The 15,544-nt window shown below is 70.4% G+C and carries 15 protein-coding genes and 1 tRNA gene; 2 read left to right on the forward strand and 14 right to left on the reverse strand.

What is annotated here, in order from left to right:
- Positions 1-55: 55 nt before the first annotated feature.
- Positions 56-1,417 (reverse strand): signal recognition particle protein, encoded by a 1,362-nt coding sequence (ffh, locus tag E4F25_RS04120; protein WP_140908954.1) that lies wholly within the window; start codon positions 1,415-1,417, stop codon positions 56-58.
- Between the two features lie 30 nt (positions 1,418-1,447).
- On the opposite strand from ffh, the gene E4F25_RS04125 reads away from it, so the two are divergent.
- A complete protein-coding gene (locus E4F25_RS04125; protein ID WP_140908955.1) occupies positions 1,448-2,230 on the forward strand; it encodes a cytochrome C assembly family protein in 783 nt (260 codons plus the stop codon).
- Positions 2,231-2,253: 23 nt separating this feature from the next.
- On the opposite strand, the gene E4F25_RS04130 is transcribed toward E4F25_RS04125, so the two are convergent.
- From E4F25_RS04130 to murJ, 10 genes are all read right to left on the reverse strand, one after another.
- The gene (locus tag E4F25_RS04130) at positions 2,254-3,066 is read right to left on the reverse strand and encodes an FkbM family methyltransferase (protein ID WP_140908956.1); all 813 of its coding nucleotides are present in this window, start codon (positions 3,064-3,066) and stop codon (positions 2,254-2,256) included.
- Positions 3,067-3,093: 27 nt separating this feature from the next.
- Positions 3,094-4,488 carry a DNA repair protein RadA gene (gene radA / locus E4F25_RS04135; protein WP_140908957.1) on the reverse strand — a complete coding sequence of 465 codons (1,395 nt, stop codon included), beginning with the start codon at positions 4,486-4,488 and terminating at the stop codon, positions 3,094-3,096.
- A 9-nt stretch (positions 4,489-4,497) separates the two neighbouring features.
- Entirely contained in the window at positions 4,498-5,451 is a 954-nt protein-coding gene (locus tag E4F25_RS04140) for a hypothetical protein (RefSeq protein WP_140908958.1), read from the reverse strand.
- Positions 5,451-5,795 (reverse strand): PadR family transcriptional regulator, encoded by a 345-nt coding sequence (locus E4F25_RS04145; RefSeq protein WP_140908959.1) that lies wholly within the window; start codon positions 5,793-5,795, stop codon positions 5,451-5,453. Before E4F25_RS04145 ends, E4F25_RS04140 begins: the two co-directional genes overlap by 1 nt.
- 177 nt (positions 5,796-5,972) lie before the next feature.
- A tRNA-Thr gene (locus E4F25_RS04150) sits at positions 5,973-6,048 on the reverse strand.
- A gap of 30 nt (positions 6,049-6,078) precedes the next feature.
- Positions 6,079-7,029 carry a 4-hydroxy-3-methylbut-2-enyl diphosphate reductase gene (gene ispH, locus E4F25_RS04155; protein ID WP_140908960.1) on the reverse strand — a complete coding sequence of 317 codons (951 nt, stop codon included), beginning with the start codon at positions 7,027-7,029 and terminating at the stop codon, positions 6,079-6,081.
- A 65-nt stretch (positions 7,030-7,094) separates the two neighbouring features.
- Complete coding sequence (gene lspA, locus E4F25_RS04160; RefSeq protein ID WP_140908961.1) at positions 7,095-7,592, reverse strand: signal peptidase II; 498 nt, start codon at positions 7,590-7,592, stop codon at positions 7,095-7,097.
- Positions 7,592-10,402 carry an isoleucine--tRNA ligase gene (ileS, locus tag E4F25_RS04165; RefSeq protein WP_220433215.1) on the reverse strand — a complete coding sequence of 937 codons (2,811 nt, stop codon included), beginning with the start codon at positions 10,400-10,402 and terminating at the stop codon, positions 7,592-7,594. The genes lspA and ileS overlap by 1 nt, the downstream gene beginning before the upstream one ends.
- A 59-nt stretch (positions 10,403-10,461) precedes the next feature.
- The gene (locus tag E4F25_RS04170) at positions 10,462-11,403 is read right to left on the reverse strand and encodes a bifunctional riboflavin kinase/FAD synthetase (protein WP_140908963.1); all 942 of its coding nucleotides are present in this window, start codon (positions 11,401-11,403) and stop codon (positions 10,462-10,464) included.
- 32 nt (positions 11,404-11,435) lie between these two features.
- Positions 11,436-13,052 (reverse strand): murein biosynthesis integral membrane protein MurJ, encoded by a 1,617-nt coding sequence (gene murJ / locus E4F25_RS04175; protein WP_140908964.1) that lies wholly within the window; start codon positions 13,050-13,052, stop codon positions 11,436-11,438.
- Between the two features lie 104 nt (positions 13,053-13,156).
- Between murJ and rpsT the strand changes: the two genes are divergently transcribed.
- Complete coding sequence (gene rpsT, locus E4F25_RS04180; protein ID WP_140908965.1) at positions 13,157-13,426, forward strand: 30S ribosomal protein S20; 270 nt, start codon at positions 13,157-13,159, stop codon at positions 13,424-13,426.
- Between the two features lie 68 nt (positions 13,427-13,494).
- Here rpsT and cgtA read toward each other — a convergent pair whose 3' ends face one another.
- From cgtA to rplU, 3 genes are all read right to left on the reverse strand, one after another.
- Positions 13,495-14,532: an Obg family GTPase CgtA gene (cgtA, locus tag E4F25_RS04185; RefSeq protein WP_140908966.1), complete on the reverse strand. Its 1,038-nt coding sequence runs from the start codon at positions 14,530-14,532 to the stop codon at positions 13,495-13,497.
- Between the two features lie 93 nt (positions 14,533-14,625).
- Positions 14,626-14,886 carry a 50S ribosomal protein L27 gene (gene rpmA, locus E4F25_RS04190; protein ID WP_140908967.1) on the reverse strand — a complete coding sequence of 87 codons (261 nt, stop codon included), beginning with the start codon at positions 14,884-14,886 and terminating at the stop codon, positions 14,626-14,628.
- A gap of 15 nt (positions 14,887-14,901) precedes the next feature.
- On the reverse strand, positions 14,902-15,222 hold the full coding sequence (rplU, locus tag E4F25_RS04195) for a 50S ribosomal protein L21 (RefSeq protein ID WP_140908968.1): 321 nt from the start codon (positions 15,220-15,222) through the stop codon (positions 14,902-14,904).
- Between the last annotated feature and the right edge of the window lie 322 nt (positions 15,223-15,544).

The raw sequence follows: 15,544 nt of genomic DNA on the forward strand, positions 1-15,544 counted from the left end.
TAAAGGGCTTTCAGGCCCCATGGGTAGCACCCCGGAGCGCGGACGCCCGGGCGTCCTACCTGAACGGCATCCGCCCGCCCATCATCCCCTGCATGCCGCGCATCATGCCCTTCATGCCGCCGCGGCCCATCTTCGCCATCATCTTTTCCATCTGCTGGTACTGCTTCATCAGCTTGTTGACGTCGGCGGGGGTCATGCCGGAACCGGCGGCGATGCGCTTACGGCGCGATCCGTTGAGCAGCGCGGGGTTGCGGCGTTCCTTCAGCGTCATCGAGTTGATGATCGCGACCATGCGCGGGACTTCCTTGCCGGTCACCTGCGCCTTGACGTGGTCCGGGATCTGGCCGATGCCCGGGAGCTTGTCCATGAGCCCGGCGATGCCGCCCATGTTCTGCATCTGCTCGAGCTGGTCGCGCATGTCGTTGAGGTCGAAGCGCTTGCCCTTGGCGACCTTCTCGGCCAGCTTCTGCGCCTTGTCCTTGTCGACCTGCTGCTCGACCTGCTCGACCAGCGAGAGCACGTCGCCCATGTCGAGGATGCGGCTGGCGACGCGGTCGGGGTGGAACACGTCGAGGCCGTCGGGCTTCTCGCCGGTGCCGATGAACTTGATCGGCTTGCCGGTGACGTAGCGCACGCTCAGCGCGGCGCCGCCGCGGGCGTCGCCGTCGGTCTTGGTCAGCACAACGCCGGTGAGCGGCAGCGCCTCGCCGAAGGCCTTGGCGGTCGTCGCCGCGTCCTGGCCGGTCATGGCGTCGACCACGAACAGCGTCTCGACCGGATCAGCGGCGGCGTGCAGCGCCTTGATCTCGGCCATCATCGCCTCGTCCACCGAGGTGCGGCCGGCGGTGTCGACGATCAGCACGTCCACGAACGACTTGCGCGCGTCTGCGATCGCGGCGCGCACGATCGCCTCCGGCTGCGTCCCGGCTTCCGACGGGAAGAACTGCACGCCGACCTGCTGCGCGAGGGTCTTCAACTGCTCGATGGCGGCGGGGCGGTAGACGTCCGCGCTCACCACCATCACCTTCTTCCTGCGCCGCTCCTTCAGGTGCTTCGCCAGCTTGCCGACGGTGGTGGTCTTGCCCGCGCCCTGCAGGCCGGCCATCAGCACCACCGCGGGCGGCGCGACATTGAGTTGCAGCTCGTTGGCGGTCGAGCCCATGACCGCGGTGAGCTCGTCGCGCACCACCTTGATCAGGGCCTGGCCCGGGGTCAGCGACTTGAGCACTTCCTGGCCGACCGCGCGCACCTTGATGCGCTGGATCAGGGCCTGCACCACGGGCAGCGCCACGTCCGCCTCGAGCAGCGCGATGCGGACCTCGCGCAGGGCCTCGGTGATGTTGGATTCGGTCAGGCGGCCGCGGCCGCGCAGGCGCTCGATGGTGCCGGAAAGGCGCTGGGTCAGGGATTCGAACATGCGCGGATTCTACCGTGCGAAGATTGGCGGATGCTGACCGTCGCCGCCATCGCCGCCTACCTGCTGGCCACCGGCCTGCTGCTCGCGGACCTGCGCCGCGAACCGCCCGAGCGCTGGACCTGGCTGGCCGCGACCGGCGTCGCGGTGCTGCTGCACGGCAGCGTCCACCTGCTGGCCTGGCGCGCCACCGGCGGCACCGACATGCATTTCTTCGCCGCGCTGTCGCTGGTCGGCCTGGGCATGGCTGCGCTGACCGCGCTGTTCGGCGCGGGCGCACGGATGGCTGCCCTGGGGGTGGTGGTGTATCCCCTCGCCGCCCTGCTGCTCGCGGGCTATGCGCTCTACGGCCACCGCATCGCCGAGCCGCTGGACTGGCGCCTGCAACTGCATGCCTGGTGCGCCCTGCTCTCCTACGCCACCCTGGCCATCGCAGCGCTGCTGGCGGTGATGCTGTGGCTGCAGGAGCGCGCCTTGCGCCGGCACCACTTCCACGCATGGCTGGGCGTGCTGCCGCCGCTGACGGAACTGGAGACGCTGCTGTTCCGGACCGTGGGCGCCGGGTTCGCCCTGCTCTCGGCGACCCTGCTCACCGGGCTGTTGTTCGTCGAGGACCTGTTCGCGCAGCACCTGGTGCACAAGACCGTGCTCAGCGTGCTGTCCTGGCTGGCCTTCGGTGGCCTGCTGCTGGGCCGCTGGCGCCGCGGCTGGCGCGGGCGCACCGCGGTGCGCTGGGTGCTGGTGGCGATGGTGCTGCTGGTGCTGGCCTTCTTCGGTAGCAAGGCCGCGCTGGAACTGGTGCTGCAGCGGGTGTAGGGGTCGCGGCGCGAGCGCCGCTCCTACAACGGCCTGCGGAAGCCGACGGTGATCTGTTCCGGGTGGCTGCGCAGCACTTCGAAGCCCGGGACCGGCCCGGGCTGGTCCCAGGTCGCGGGAACGAAGCCGGCGGCGGCGATGTCGTCGAGCATGCCCGGCAGGTCCAGGCCGCCCTGCGCGGACAGGTCCGGCGACAGCTCCACCAGCAGCGCCCTCGCCCTTCGCAACGCACCGCGCGCGCCCGCCAGCACCATCGGCTCGTAGCCTTCGACGTCGATCTTGATTGCGGCGATCGGCGCCTCGCCGAGGCCGAGGCGTTCGAGCAACGTATCGATCGCCTCCACCACCACCCAGTTGCCGCCGTGGCCATGGTCGGCGACCAGCGAGTGGCGGCCCAGGTTCGAGGCCTTGTAGCGGTGCAGCCGCGCCAGTCCCGCCCCGGCGCCGGCCGCGCAGGCGATGGCGTCGATGTGCTCGCCGAAGTCGTTGCGGCGGATGTTCTCCTGCAGCAGTGCGTGGTTGCCGGCATCCGGCTCGAGCGCCACCACGCGGCCGGCGCGCCCCGAGTGCGCGACCTGCAGCGAGAACCAGCCGATGTTCGCCCCGATATCCAGGAAGACACCCTGCTCTGCGCCGCCGTCGCCGAGCTCCCGCAGCAGCCACGCGGTCAGATCCGGTTCGTACGCCCGGCGCCGCAGGATGGTGCGGCCGACCACGTCGCGCAGGTTGACCCGGTAGGCCAGCCCGGTGTCGCGGTGGCGCGCCCAGGCCTGGCGCAGGAACGGGCGCAGCAACAGGTACTTCAGGGAACCGATGACGTCGACGGGTGCTTTCATCGGCACATTGTAGGAGCGGCGCCGCTCCTACAGCGCGTCGAGGGCGTCGGCGAGCCGCTCGGCGGCGATCACCTCCAGCCCCTTGAACGAACCCGACTTCGGCGCGTTCGCCTTCGGCACGATGGCGCGCCTGAAACCGTGGGTGGCGGCCTCGCGCAGGCGCTCCTCGCCGTTCGGAACGGGGCGGATCTCGCCGGACAGCCCGATCTCGCCGAACGCGATGGTCTTCTCCGGCAGCGGCCGGTCGCGCAGCGAGGACAGCACCGCCAGCAGCACCGGCAGGTCGGCAGCGGTCTCCTGCACGCGGATGCCGCCGACCACGTTGACGAACACGTCCTGGTCGGAGACGCCGACGCCGCCGTGCCGGTGCAGCACCGCCAGCAGCATCGCCAGCCGGTTCTGCTCCAGCCCGACCGCGACCCGTCGCGGGTTGGACAGCGGCGAGGAATCCACCAGCGCCTGCACTTCCACCAGCAGCGGGCGCGTGCCCTCGCGGGTGACCATCACGCAGCTCCCCGGCTGCTGCAGGCTGCCGCCGGACAGGAAGATCGCCGACGGATTCGGGACTTCCTTCAGCCCCTGCTCGCCCATCGCGAACACGCCCAGTTCGTTGACCGCGCCGAAGCGGTTCTTGAACGCGCGCAGCACGCGGAAGCGGGAGCCGGACTCGCCCTCGAAATAGAGCACCGCGTCGACCATGTGCTCGAGCACGCGCGGGCCGGCGATGCCGCCCTCCTTGGTGACGTGCCCGACCAGGAACACCGCGGTCCCGGTCTCCTTGGCGTAGCGCACCAGCCGCGCCGCGGACTCGCGCACCTGGCTGACCGAGCCCGGCGCCGCGGTCAGCGACTCGGTCCACAGCGTCTGCACCGAGTCGGCCACGATCAGCTTCGGTCGCATCTTCGCGGCGTGCTCGAGGATCCGCTCGACGCCAGTCTCGGCCAGGGCGTGCACCCCGTCCACGGGCAGGCCGAGGCGCGAGGCGCGGCCGGCCACCTGGGCCAGCGACTCCTCGCCGGTCACGTAGAGGCCCGGCAGCCCCGGCGCCATCTTCGCCACCGCCTGCAGCAGCAGCGTGGACTTGCCGATACCCGGGTCGCCACCGACCAGCACCACGGCGCCCTCGACCAGGCCGCCCCCGAGCACCCGGTCGAACTCGCCGATGCCGGTGGAGACGCGCGCGTCTTCCTGGTGTCGGACCTCGGAAAGCGCGGTCACCTGCGGCGCGTCCACCTTGCCGGCCCAGCCCGAACGGCGCGCGGCCGGCGACTTCTGCGCCGCGGCGCTCTCGAGCACGATCTCCGACAGCGTGTCCCAGGCGCCGCAAGCGGCGCACTGGCCCTGCCACTTGCTGTAGTCGGCGCCGCACTCGCTGCAGACGTACGCCACCCTCGCCTTGACCGCCTTGCCCGCTGTCTTCATGTCGCCATGCTAGCCCGCCGTGGTCGCACCCGCGGAGACCTCCGCGTGCGCCGGGGCAGGTTCGACCCGCCCCCATTCCTGGTACAGGTCGTACAGCGTGGCCAGGAGGATGATGGCGCCGGCGAGCCCGAACCACGGCCTGGCCACCGCGTCGGCGCCTTCGGCGAGGAAGATCGCGAACGGCTCGCGTCCGACAGGCGTCGCCAGCGGCGCCGCATGCGCCAGCAGCATCAGCCCGAGTCCGAGGTGGGCGACGATGCTCAGTCGCCTGTTCCAGCGCGGCCACCCGTTCCGTACCACCACCACCAGGTAGCTCGCAATCACCAGCAGCAGCCAGCCGATGGTCGCGATGCGCTGCCAGCTACCGAGGAATTCCTTCGTGAGGCCCAGCCCGTCGGCGACGCCCTTGCCCAACGTGGCGGCATCCCAGAAGCCCTGCGGCGAGAGGTACATGGCCAGGGGGAACACGCACAGCCCCAGCGCCGACGCCAGCGCCGGCCAACGCCCGCCGTGCGCCGGCATGTCCTGCGCGCGCGGGCGCCAAGAGAACCTGCCCTCCGGCTGCCGGCGGCGGCCCCAGCCGATCAGCGCGAACACCACGAACATGATCCCTACCCAGTGCAGCGCGCCGAGGAACTGTGCGTCCGCCGACCGGTCGTGCCCGAGCACGGCCAGCGCAAGGATGCCGACCACGGTCCAGATCGCGAAGTTGTGGTTGTCCGCCGGATCGATCAGCGAGTTGCGGGGCTGGTAGCGCGTCGCGACCTCCGCGGGCCGGCCGAAGCCCGCGAGCAGTTCCATCGCCATCCTCCGGTCGGGTGGCCTGCCCGCCATCCCGGCCTTCGCCTCAAGCTCGTCGTGCAGCAGCGCACGCAACTCCATCGCGACGTCGTTGCGCTTGTCCCGCGGCAGCAGGCGCGCGACATCGCGCACGTAGGACTCGATCACGTCATGCACGTCCATCAGGCGTCTCCCAGGAAACCGTCGATGGCCTCGACCTGGGCGCGCCAGGCCGCGGCGAGTTCCGCGAGGGCACGCTTGCCCTCGGCGTTGAGCCGGTAGTAGCGGCGCGGGGGCGCGGTCGCGGTGTCCCACTCGCTGGCCAGCAGGCCCTGGGCCTCCAGCCGCCGGAGCAGCGGATAGAGCGTGCCCTCCTCGACCGGCATGCCGCCCTCGGCCAGGGCCTGGCGCAGCGAATAGCCGTACTGGCGCTGGCGCAACTGGCTGAGCACGGCCAGCACCAGCACGCCGCGCCGCAGCTCGACCAGTCCCGCTTCCCGGGAATCCCCTCCACCCTTCGCGACCATGTCCCGCCCTCTACTGTTTGGCAGACAGTACATAGCGCCGCATACCATGTCAAGCACAGTATGGATCAGGACCAGAAAAGCAGAAGGCCCGCCAGTGGCGGGCCTTCAAAAGCATCCGGGATGGTGTTTGGCCTTCGGATGGGATCCCGCGGCGGTTGTCGTAGCGCGGGGTTCACGTGGTGCCGGAAATAGGATTCGAACCTACGACCTACGCATTACGAATGCGCCGCTCTACCAACTGAGCTATTCCGGCGTGGCCGCGAATTCTACCGCATGGCCGCGCTCAATCCACCAGTTGCAGGCGCAGTTCCTTGGGCAGCGCGAACACCATGTTCTCCGGTTCGCCCGCGAGGTCGCGCACCGCGCCGGCGCCGAGTTCGCGCAGGCGGTCGATCACGCCCTGGACCAGCACCTCCGGCGCGGAGGCGCCGGCGGTGACCCCGATCTGCTGGCGCCCGATCAGCCAGGCCGGATCGACCTCGGAAGCGCCGTCGATCAGGTAGGCCTCGACGCCGTCGCGCTCGGCCAGCTCGGCCAGGCGGTTGGAATTCGAGCTGTTCGGCGAGCCGACCACCAGCACCAGGTCGCATTGCCGCGCCAGTTGCCGGACCGCGTCCTGGCGGTTCTGGGTGGCGTAGCAGATGTCGTCGTTGTGCGGGCCCTGGATCGTCGGGAAGCGTTCGCGCAGGGCGGCGATGATGCCGCGGGTGTCGTCCACCGACAGCGTGGTCTGGGTGGTGAACGCGAGGTTGTCGGGCTGTGCGACCTGCAGCGTCGCCACGTCCTCGAGGTTCTCCACGAGGTGGATCTCACCGGCGCCTTCCTGCCGGTTCCACTGCCCCATCGTGCCCTCGACCTCGGGATGGCCGGCGTGGCCGATCAGCACCATGTCGCGGCCGGCGCGGCACTGGCGCGCGACCTCCATGTGCACCTTGGTGACCAGCGGGCAGGTCGCGTCGAACACCCGCAGCCCGCGGCGATCGGCCTCGGCGCGCACCGCCTGCGAGACGCCGTGCGCGCTGAAGATTACGGTGGCGCCGTCGGGCACCTCGTGCAGCTCCTCCACGAACACCGCGCCCTTCTGCTTCAGCTCGTCGACCACGTAGCGGTTGTGCACGACCTCGTGGCGCACGTAGATCGGGGCGCCCAGGGTCTCCAGCGCGCGCTTGACGATCTCGATCGCGCGGTCGACGCCGGCGCAGAAGCCGCGGGGATTGGCGAGCACGATGTCCATTCCGGCATTCTACTGTGGGAGCGGCCCTTGGCCGCGATCGCGCGCAAAGGCGCGCTCCCACAGGTTCAGGAACCCTTCTCCTGCTTCTGGAACAGGCCGAACAGGGCGATGCCGATCGCGCCGCCCACGATCGCGGCGTCGGCGACGTTGAATGCCGGCCAGTAGTGGTCGCGCCAGTGCCACTGGATGAAGTCCACGACGTGACCGTGGACCAGCCGGTCGATCACGTTGCCGAGGGCCCCGCCGATCACCAGCGCGAACGGCAGCGCGGTGCGCCAGTCGCCGCGCGGGGTCTTGGCCAGCCAGTACGCCAGCACCGCGCTGATCACGATCGCCAGGCCAATGAACAGGTACTGCTGCCAGCCCGAGGCGTCGCTGAGGAAGCTGAAGGCGGCGCCGGTGTTGTAGGTGCGGAACCAGTTCCAGAAGCCCTCGATCACCGGGATCGGCTGGTACTCGGGCAGGCTGGACAGCACCCAGGCCTTGCTCCACTGGTCGAGCACGACCACCACCACCGACAGCGCCAGCCACGGCAGTGCATTGCGTTTCGGGGCCCCGGCCATCAGAACCACCTCCGGGTTTCGCCCTGGCCATCCACGTTGGTCACGCAGCGGCCGCAGATCTCCGGATGCCCGGGGTGGCTGCCGACGTCGCCGCGATGCTGCCAGCAGCGGATGCACTTCGGCTTGCCGGTCGGCGCCGCCAGCACCGCGATGCCCTGCACGCTGTCGTCGGCGACCACGGACACGTCGCCGCTGATCAACAGGAAGCGCAGCTCGTCCTGGAACGGGGCCAGCCACTCGCACGAGGCGGCATCCGCGCGCAGGGTGATCTCGGCCTCGAGCGCGGCCCCGATCTCGCCGCTGGCGCGCATCGGCTCCAGCACCTTGGCGACCTGCTCGCGCAGGGCCAGCAGGCGGTCGAAGTCGGCAGGCGACAGCGCGCCGCCCGCCGGCATCGGAGAGAGGCCCTCGTACCAGGTCGCGAACAGCACGTTGCCGCCGCGCTCGGCGGCACCGTCGAGCGGCGGCAGGTAGCCCCACATCTCGTCCGCGGTATAGCTGAGGATCGGCGCGATCCAGCGCACCAGCGCCTCGGCGATCGCGTGCATCGCGGTCTGCGCGCTGCGCCGCCCGGGCGAGTCCTCCGGCATGGTGTAGAGCCGGTCCTTGGTCACGTCCAGGTACAGCGAGCCGAGCTCGACGCTGCAGAAGTTCGACAGCGCCTGCACGATCTCGGCGAAGTCGTAGCGTTCGCAGGCGTCCTCGATGCGCTGCTGCAACAGGTGCGCGCGGTGCACGATCCAGCGGTCGAGCGCGACCATGTCGTTCGCTGCCACCGTGTGCCTGGCCGGGTCGAAGCCATGCAGGTTGCCGAGCAGGAAGCGCGCGGTGTTGCGGATGCGCCGGTAGGCGTCCGCGGTGCGCTTGAGGATATCCTGCGACAGCGTCATCTCGTTGCGGTAGTCGGTGGACAGGATCCACAACCGCAGGATGTCGGCGCCCAGCGACTTGATGATCTCCTGCGGCTCGATGCCGTTGCCCAGCGACTTCGACATCTTGTGGCCCTTCTCGTCCACGGTGAAGCCGTGGGTCAGGCAGGCCTTGTAGGGGGCGGCGCCGTCCATCGCCACGCCGGTGAGCAGCGAGGACTGGAACCAGCCGCGGTGCTGGTCGGAACCTTCCAGGTACAGGTCGGCGGGCTTGTGCAGCGCGTCCTGCGGCCGGCGCGCGAGCACGCAGGCGTGGCTGACGCCGGAATCGAACCAGACGTCGAGGATGTCGGTGGCCTTCTCGTAGCGCGCGGCCTCGTCGCCGAGCAGCTCCGCCGGATCGAGCGCGTACCAGGCGTCCACGCCCTCGCGCTCGACGCGCTCGGCGACCTTGCGCATCAGCGCCGGCGTGTCGGGGTGCGGCTCGCCGCTCTCGCGGTCGTAGAACAGCGCGATCGGCACGCCCCAAGTGCGCTGGCGGCTGATGGTCCAGTCCGGGCGACCCTCGACCATGCCCGCGATGCGCGCCCTGCCCCACTCCGGCACCCAGCGCACGCCGTCGATCGCGGCCAGCGCGTCGCGGCGCAGGCCGGCCTGCTCCATCGAGATGAACCATTGCGGCGTCGCGCGGAGCACCACCGGCGTGCGATGCCGCCAGCAGTGCGGGTAGCTGTGCTCGATCGCGGCGTGCGCCAGCAGCGCGCCGCTGCCGCGCAGCGCCTCGACGATGGCGTCGTTGGCCTTCCAGATGTGGGTGCCGGCCAGCACCGTGTCGCCGGCCGGGGCCACCGAGTCGAGGTACACGCCGCGGCCGTCCACCGGGTTGATCTCGGCGGCGCCGTAACGTTCCAGCAGGCCGTTGGCGCGGCCGACCACGAAGTCCTCCTGGCCGTGCCCGGGCGCGGTGTGCACGGCGCCGGTACCGTCCTCCGCGGACACGTGCTCGCCGGTCAGCAGCGGGATGTCGCGCGAGGCGTAGAACGGATGCTGCAGCAGCAGGCCCTCGAGCGCGGCGCCCTTCGCCTCGCCGAGGATCGTGGCGTCGTCGACGCCGTAGCGCTTGAGGGCATCCGCGGCCAGCGCTGCGGCCAGCACCAGCAGCCGACGTTGCCCGCTCGACGTACGCGGCCCTTCGACCAGCACGTAGTCCAGTTCCGCACCGATGCTCACCGCGAGGCTCGCCGGCAGCGTCCACGGCGTGGTGGTCCAGATCGGCACCGCCACGGTGTCGCCGTCGCCGATCGTGGCGCCGAACACGGCAGCGAGCGCGCGCGGGTCCCGCGCCGGGTAGGCGACGTCGATCGCCGGCGACTGCTTCCCGCGGTACTCGATCTCTGCCTCTGCCAGTGCCGAGCCGCAGTCGAAGCACCAGTACACCGGCTTCACCCCGCGCGCGAGGTGGCCGCGCTCGATGATGCGGGCGAGCGCGCGCAGGATGTCGGCCTCGTAGGCCAGGTCCATGGTCAGGTACGGGTTGTCCCAGTCGGCGACCACGCCCAGGCGCTTGAAGTCGGTGCGCTGCAGGTCCACCTGCTGCGCCGCGTACTCGCGGCACTTCGCCCGGAACCCGGGCGCGTCGAGCTTCTGCCCGACCTTGCCGTGCTTCTTCTCCACCGCCAGCTCGATCGGCAGGCCGTGGCAGTCCCAGCCAGGCACGAACGGGGCGTCGTAGCCGGCCATCAGGCGCGACTTCACCACCGCGTCCTTGAGCACCTTGTTGACCGCGTGGCCGAGGTGGATGGCGCCGTTGGCGTACGGCGGGCCGTCGTGGAACACCCACTGCGGGCGGCCCTTCGCCTGCTCGCGGATGCGCGCGTACAGCCCCTCGCTCTCCCAGCGCGCCAGCGCCGCCGGCTCGCGCCTGGGCAGCTCCCCGCGCATCGGGAAGTCGGTGGCCGGCAGGTGGATGGTGGCCTTGTAGCGGTTGTTGTCCTGGTTGCTCACGCGCTTGCCTGTGCTGGTGTGCCGAGGATGGCGCGCGCCTGCGCGGCATCCCGCTTCATCTGCTCGACCATTGCCGGAAGGTCGTCGAACCGTTGCTCGTCGCGCAGCCGGGCCACGAACTCGACCTCGATGCAGCGGCCGTAGAGGTCGCCGTCGAAGCCGAACAGGTGCGCCTCGAGCAGCGGCTCGTCGCCGTCCACCGTCGGGCGCGTGCCGAAGCTTGCCACGCCGGGCCGGGGCGCGTCGCCGACGCCGTGCACGCGCACCGCGAAGATCCCGCGCAGCGGCGGCACCTTCGGGTAGCGGAGGTTGGCGGTCGGGAAGCCCAGCTTGCGCCCGAGTTGCGCGCCGCGGACCACCCGCCCGGCGATGGTATACGCGCGGCCGAGCAGCCTGGCGGCGGCGGCGAAGTCTCCGGCCTGCAGCAGCTCGCGCAGGCGCGTGCTCGAGACCCGTTCGCCATCCACCGACACCGGTGCGATCTCGCCGGCCACGAACCCGCAGGCCTCGCCGATGCGGTGCAGCGTCGCCAGGGTCCCGCCGCGCTTGCTGCCGAAGCGGAAGCCCGGGCCGACCCAGACCTCGCGCACGCCGAGCCGCTCGACCAGCACGCGGCGCGCGAAGGTCTCGGCGCTCATCGCCGCGAACGCGGCATCGAAGCGCAGCAGCCCGACCAGGTCGATGCCGAGCTCCCACAGCGCCGCCACCTTCTGCCGCGACAGCATCAGCCGCGGCGGCGCCGGCCGGGCGAACACCTCGCGCGGCAGCGGCTCGAAGCTCAGCGCGACCGACGCCACCCCGAGCGCGCGCGCGCGGGCGGCCGCGTGCCCCAGCAGCGCCTGGTGGCCGAGGTGCAGGCCGTCGAAGGCGCCGATGCAGGCCACGCTGCCCTGCGGGCACAAGGGCCCGCCATCGACGTCGCGGAACAGCCGGTTCATGGAACCCCGCAGTATAGCGGCGCGGCTCCCGCTCAATGCCGCAAATCGCGCGGCCGGATGCCCTGCATCCACAGCGCCGCCACGTAGCTCGCGCCACCGGCGGCGACCACCGCCAGCAGGCGCCACACCCGCTCCCACCACGGCCAGGTGGTCCACGCATCCCACGCCGACAGGATCGCCAGCACCACCACCACCATCACCGCCGCCGCCAGCAGCAGCTGGCGCAGGAAGCGCGCCCATCCGGGTTGCACCGCGTACACCGCTGCGCGCCGCAGGTACCACCACAGCTGGCCGGCATTGAGCCAGCCGGCCAGGCCGATCGCCAGCGCCAGCGCGGCATGCGCGCCGGGCGCGCGACCGAGCGCCGCCAGCACGTTGCCGCCGCTCGCTGCCAGCGCCGCGCGGCCGGTCTCGGTGAAGTGCAGGAAGGCCAGCATCAGCAGCACCGTGAACACCACGTTGCCCACCACCGCGGCCAAGGCGGCCTTTACCGGGGTCTTCGTGTCCTGGCGCGAATAGAACGCCGGCGCCAGCACCTTCACCAGCAGGAAGGCCGGGATCGCGGTCGCCTGCGCCACCAGGCTGAGCCGGGTCATGGCGGTGTCCTCGGCGGTGAACGCGCCGTGCTGGAACAGCGCCGCCACCAGCGGCTCGGCGCACAGGATCAGGCCCAGGCAGGCCGGCACCCCGATCAGCAGGCACATGCGGAAGCCCCAGTCGAGCGCCCTGGAGAAGCCTTCCGCGTCGGTCGAGGCATGCCGGCCGGACAGGTGCGGCAGGATCACCGTGCCGATCGCCACCCCGAACATGCCCAGCGGGAACTCGAGCAGGCGGTCGGAGTAGTACAGCCAGGTCACGCTGCCGCCGACCAGGAACGAGGCGACGATGGTGTTGACCAGCAGGTTGACCTGCACCACCGAGGCCCCGAACAGGGTCGGCACCATCAGCTTCATGATCCGGCGCACGCCGGCATCCATCGCGCCCCAGCGCGGACGCGGCAGCAGGCCCAGACGGGCGAGCGATGGCAGTTGCACCGCGAGCTGCAGCAGGCCGGCGACGAACACGCCCCAGCCCAGCGCCAGCACCGGCTCGTCGAAGAAGCGCGAGAACCCGAGCGCCGCGGCGATCATGGTGACGTTCATCAGCACCGGCGTCAGCGCCGGCACCGCGAAGCGGCCGTAGGTGTTGAGGATGCCGCCGGCCAGCGACGCCATCGAGATGAACAGCGCGTACGGGAAGGTGATCCGCAGCAGGTCCGCCGCCAGCCGCCCCTGCTCCGTGCCGGCCCCGAACCCCGGGGCGAACAGCGGCATGATCCAGGGCGCCAGCAGCACCGCCAGGCCGGTCAGCACCAGCAGCGCCGCCAGCAGGGTGCCCGCGACCCGGTCCACCAGCGCCTTCACCGCGGCGTGGTCGCCGCGCGCCTTGTACTCGGCCAGCACCGGCACGAAGGCCATGGAGAACGAGCCCTCGGCCGAGAGCCGGCGCATGAAATTCGGGATCCGGAAGGCCACCACGAAGGCGTCCATGGCCGGGCTGACCCCGATCACGGCGGCATAGACCTGGTCCCGGACCAGGCCGGAGACCCGGGACAGGAAGGTCATGGCGCTGAACACGGCGGTCGAGCGCAGCAGTCCGGCGGCCTTCATCTATTGACCCAAGTGCATGAATCGCCCATACTTTCCGGTCTGCCCGGGCCGCAAGCCCGTGGCCGCTCCCCAAACCATCACCTTACAAGTTTCCAGGATCTTCCGTGGCCAACATCAAGTCCTCCAAGAAGCGCGCCAAGCAGGCCGTCGTGCGCAACGCCCGCAACGCCGCACAGCGTTCGATGCTGCGCACCTCCGTCAAGAAGGTGCTGAAGGCGATCGAGGCCAACGACGCCGCCGCCGCCCAGGCCGCCTTCGCCGTGGCCCAGCCGATCCTCGACCGTTTCAGCGCGCGCGGCCTGATCCACAAGAACAAGGCCGCCCGCCACAAGAGCCGCCTCAGCGCGCGCATCAAGGCGCTGCAGGCCGCCTGAGACATCTGCCAGGCAGGCAACGAAAACCCGGCCCAGGCCGGGTTTTTTGTTGCCCGCGCGGCGGCGGGTCATTCCCGGGCCTCTTCCTTGAGCCGGTCGAGGAAGGCCTGCACGTCGAGCACCACCTGGCGGGTGCCTTCGCGCGCGATCGCCGAGACCAGGTACCACGGGCCCTCCCAGCCAAGCTCGGCGACGATCGCCTCGGCGGCCCCGCGGGCCTCGTCCTCGAACATCAGGTCGGCCTTGTTGAGCACCAGCCAGCGCGGCTTCCCGAGCAGCTTGGGATCGTGCTTGCCCAGCTCCTGCTCGATCGCGCGCACCTGCTCGGCCGGGCTGGCCTCGGCGCCACCGCCATCCATAGGCGCGATGTCCACCAGGTGCAGCAGCAGCCGCGTGCGCTGCAGGTGGCGCAGGAACTGCGCGCCCAGGCCGGCACCGTCCGCCGCGCCCTCGATCAGTCCCGGGATGTCGGCGATCACGAAGCTGCGGTGGGCCTCGGTGCTGACCACGCCCAGGTTCGGGTACAGCGTGGTGAACGGATAGTCCGCGACCTTCGGCGTCGCCGCCGAGACGGCGCGGATGAAGGTGCTCTTGCCGGCGTTCGGGAAGCCGAGCAGGCCGACGTCGGCCAGCAGCTTGAGTTCCAGCTTCAGCAGCCGCTGCTCGCCCTCCTCGCCCGGCGTGGACTGCCGCGGCGCGCGGTTGGTCGAGCTCTTGAAGTGCATGTTGCCGAGGCCGCCCTTGCCGCCGCGCGCGACCAGCAGGCGCTGGCCGTGCCGGGTCAGGTCGCCGATCACCTCGTCGGTGTCGACATTGGTGACCACGGTGCCGACCGGCACGGTGACGACCAGGTCCTCGCCGCCCTTGCCGTACATCTGGCTGCCCATGCCGTTCTCGCCGCGCTGGGCGCGGAACTGGCGCTGGTGGCGGAAGTCCACGAGGGTGTTGAGGTTCTCGTCGGCCTGCAGCCAGACGTCGCCGCCATCGCCTCCGTCGCCGCCGTCCGGGCCGCCGAACGGGATGAACTTCTCGCGGCGGAAGCCCACGCAGCCGTTGCCGCCGTTGCCGGCGATGACGGTGATTTCTGCTTCGTCGACGAGTTTCATTTCGGCGCCAAGGGTAAAGGGTCGGGGATAAAGAGGGGAGCAGAAACAAGAAGCCCCGCCGAAGCGGGGCTCTTGCAAGCGCTGTCGCTTACGTCAGGCGGCCGGGACCACGTTGACGGTGCGGCGCTTCTTCGGGCCCTTGACGGTGAACTCGACGGTGCCGTCGACCAGCGCGAACAGCGTGTGGTCGCGGCCCAGGCCGACGCCCGAACCCGGATGGAACTGGGTGCCGCGCTGGCGGACGATGATGTTGCCGGCCTCGATGGCCTGGCCGCCGTACATCTTCACGCCGAGGTACTTCGGGTTGGAGTCGCGGCCGTTGCGCGAGGAACCTACGCCCTTCTTGTGTGCCATGACTGCGTCTCCTGCTTACTTCTTGTCGCCGGCGGCGATGCCGGTGACCTGGATTTCGGTGTAGTGCTGCCGATGCCCCATCTGCTTCTTGTGGTGCTTGCGGCGGCGGAACTTGATGATGCGGACCTTGTCGGCGCGGCCGTGGCCGACGACCTTGGCGGTGACCGTGGCGCCCTTGAGCGCGTCGCCGACCTTGATGCCATCGGCGTCGCCGAGCATCAGGACGTCGCCGAAGGTGACCTCGTTGCCGACTTCCGCGGGCAGGAGCTCGACGCGCAGCGTCTCGCCTTCCATCACCCGGTACTGCTTGCCGCCAGTAACCATGACTGCGTACATGTTCGTTTCCTGAGTTCGTGGATCTTCTGTAGTTCTTCTTTGCCGCCCTGGGGGCGGATCTGTACGCGGCGGGGGCCGGACAGAAGCGGAATTGTAGGGGTTTCAGTGGCTTAGGGTCAACAGGCCCCCAGCCATCACCCAGGGCGGTCCGTTTCCCCTGCGGCGTTGGGCCGCTGGGCTTCGAGCTCTTCCAGCTTCGCCCTTAACTTCTTGTTTTCCAACAAGTTAACCGCCGACACAAACAATGCCACAAGAGCCGTCAGGTTCGATCCGTCCATCTTGAGCGTCCATGCAGAAGGGGCGACCAGTCTAAACCGGTCGC

The organism is Cognatiluteimonas lumbrici, assembly GCF_006476065.1.
Lineage (GTDB): Bacteria > Pseudomonadota > Gammaproteobacteria > Xanthomonadales > Xanthomonadaceae > Cognatiluteimonas > Cognatiluteimonas lumbrici.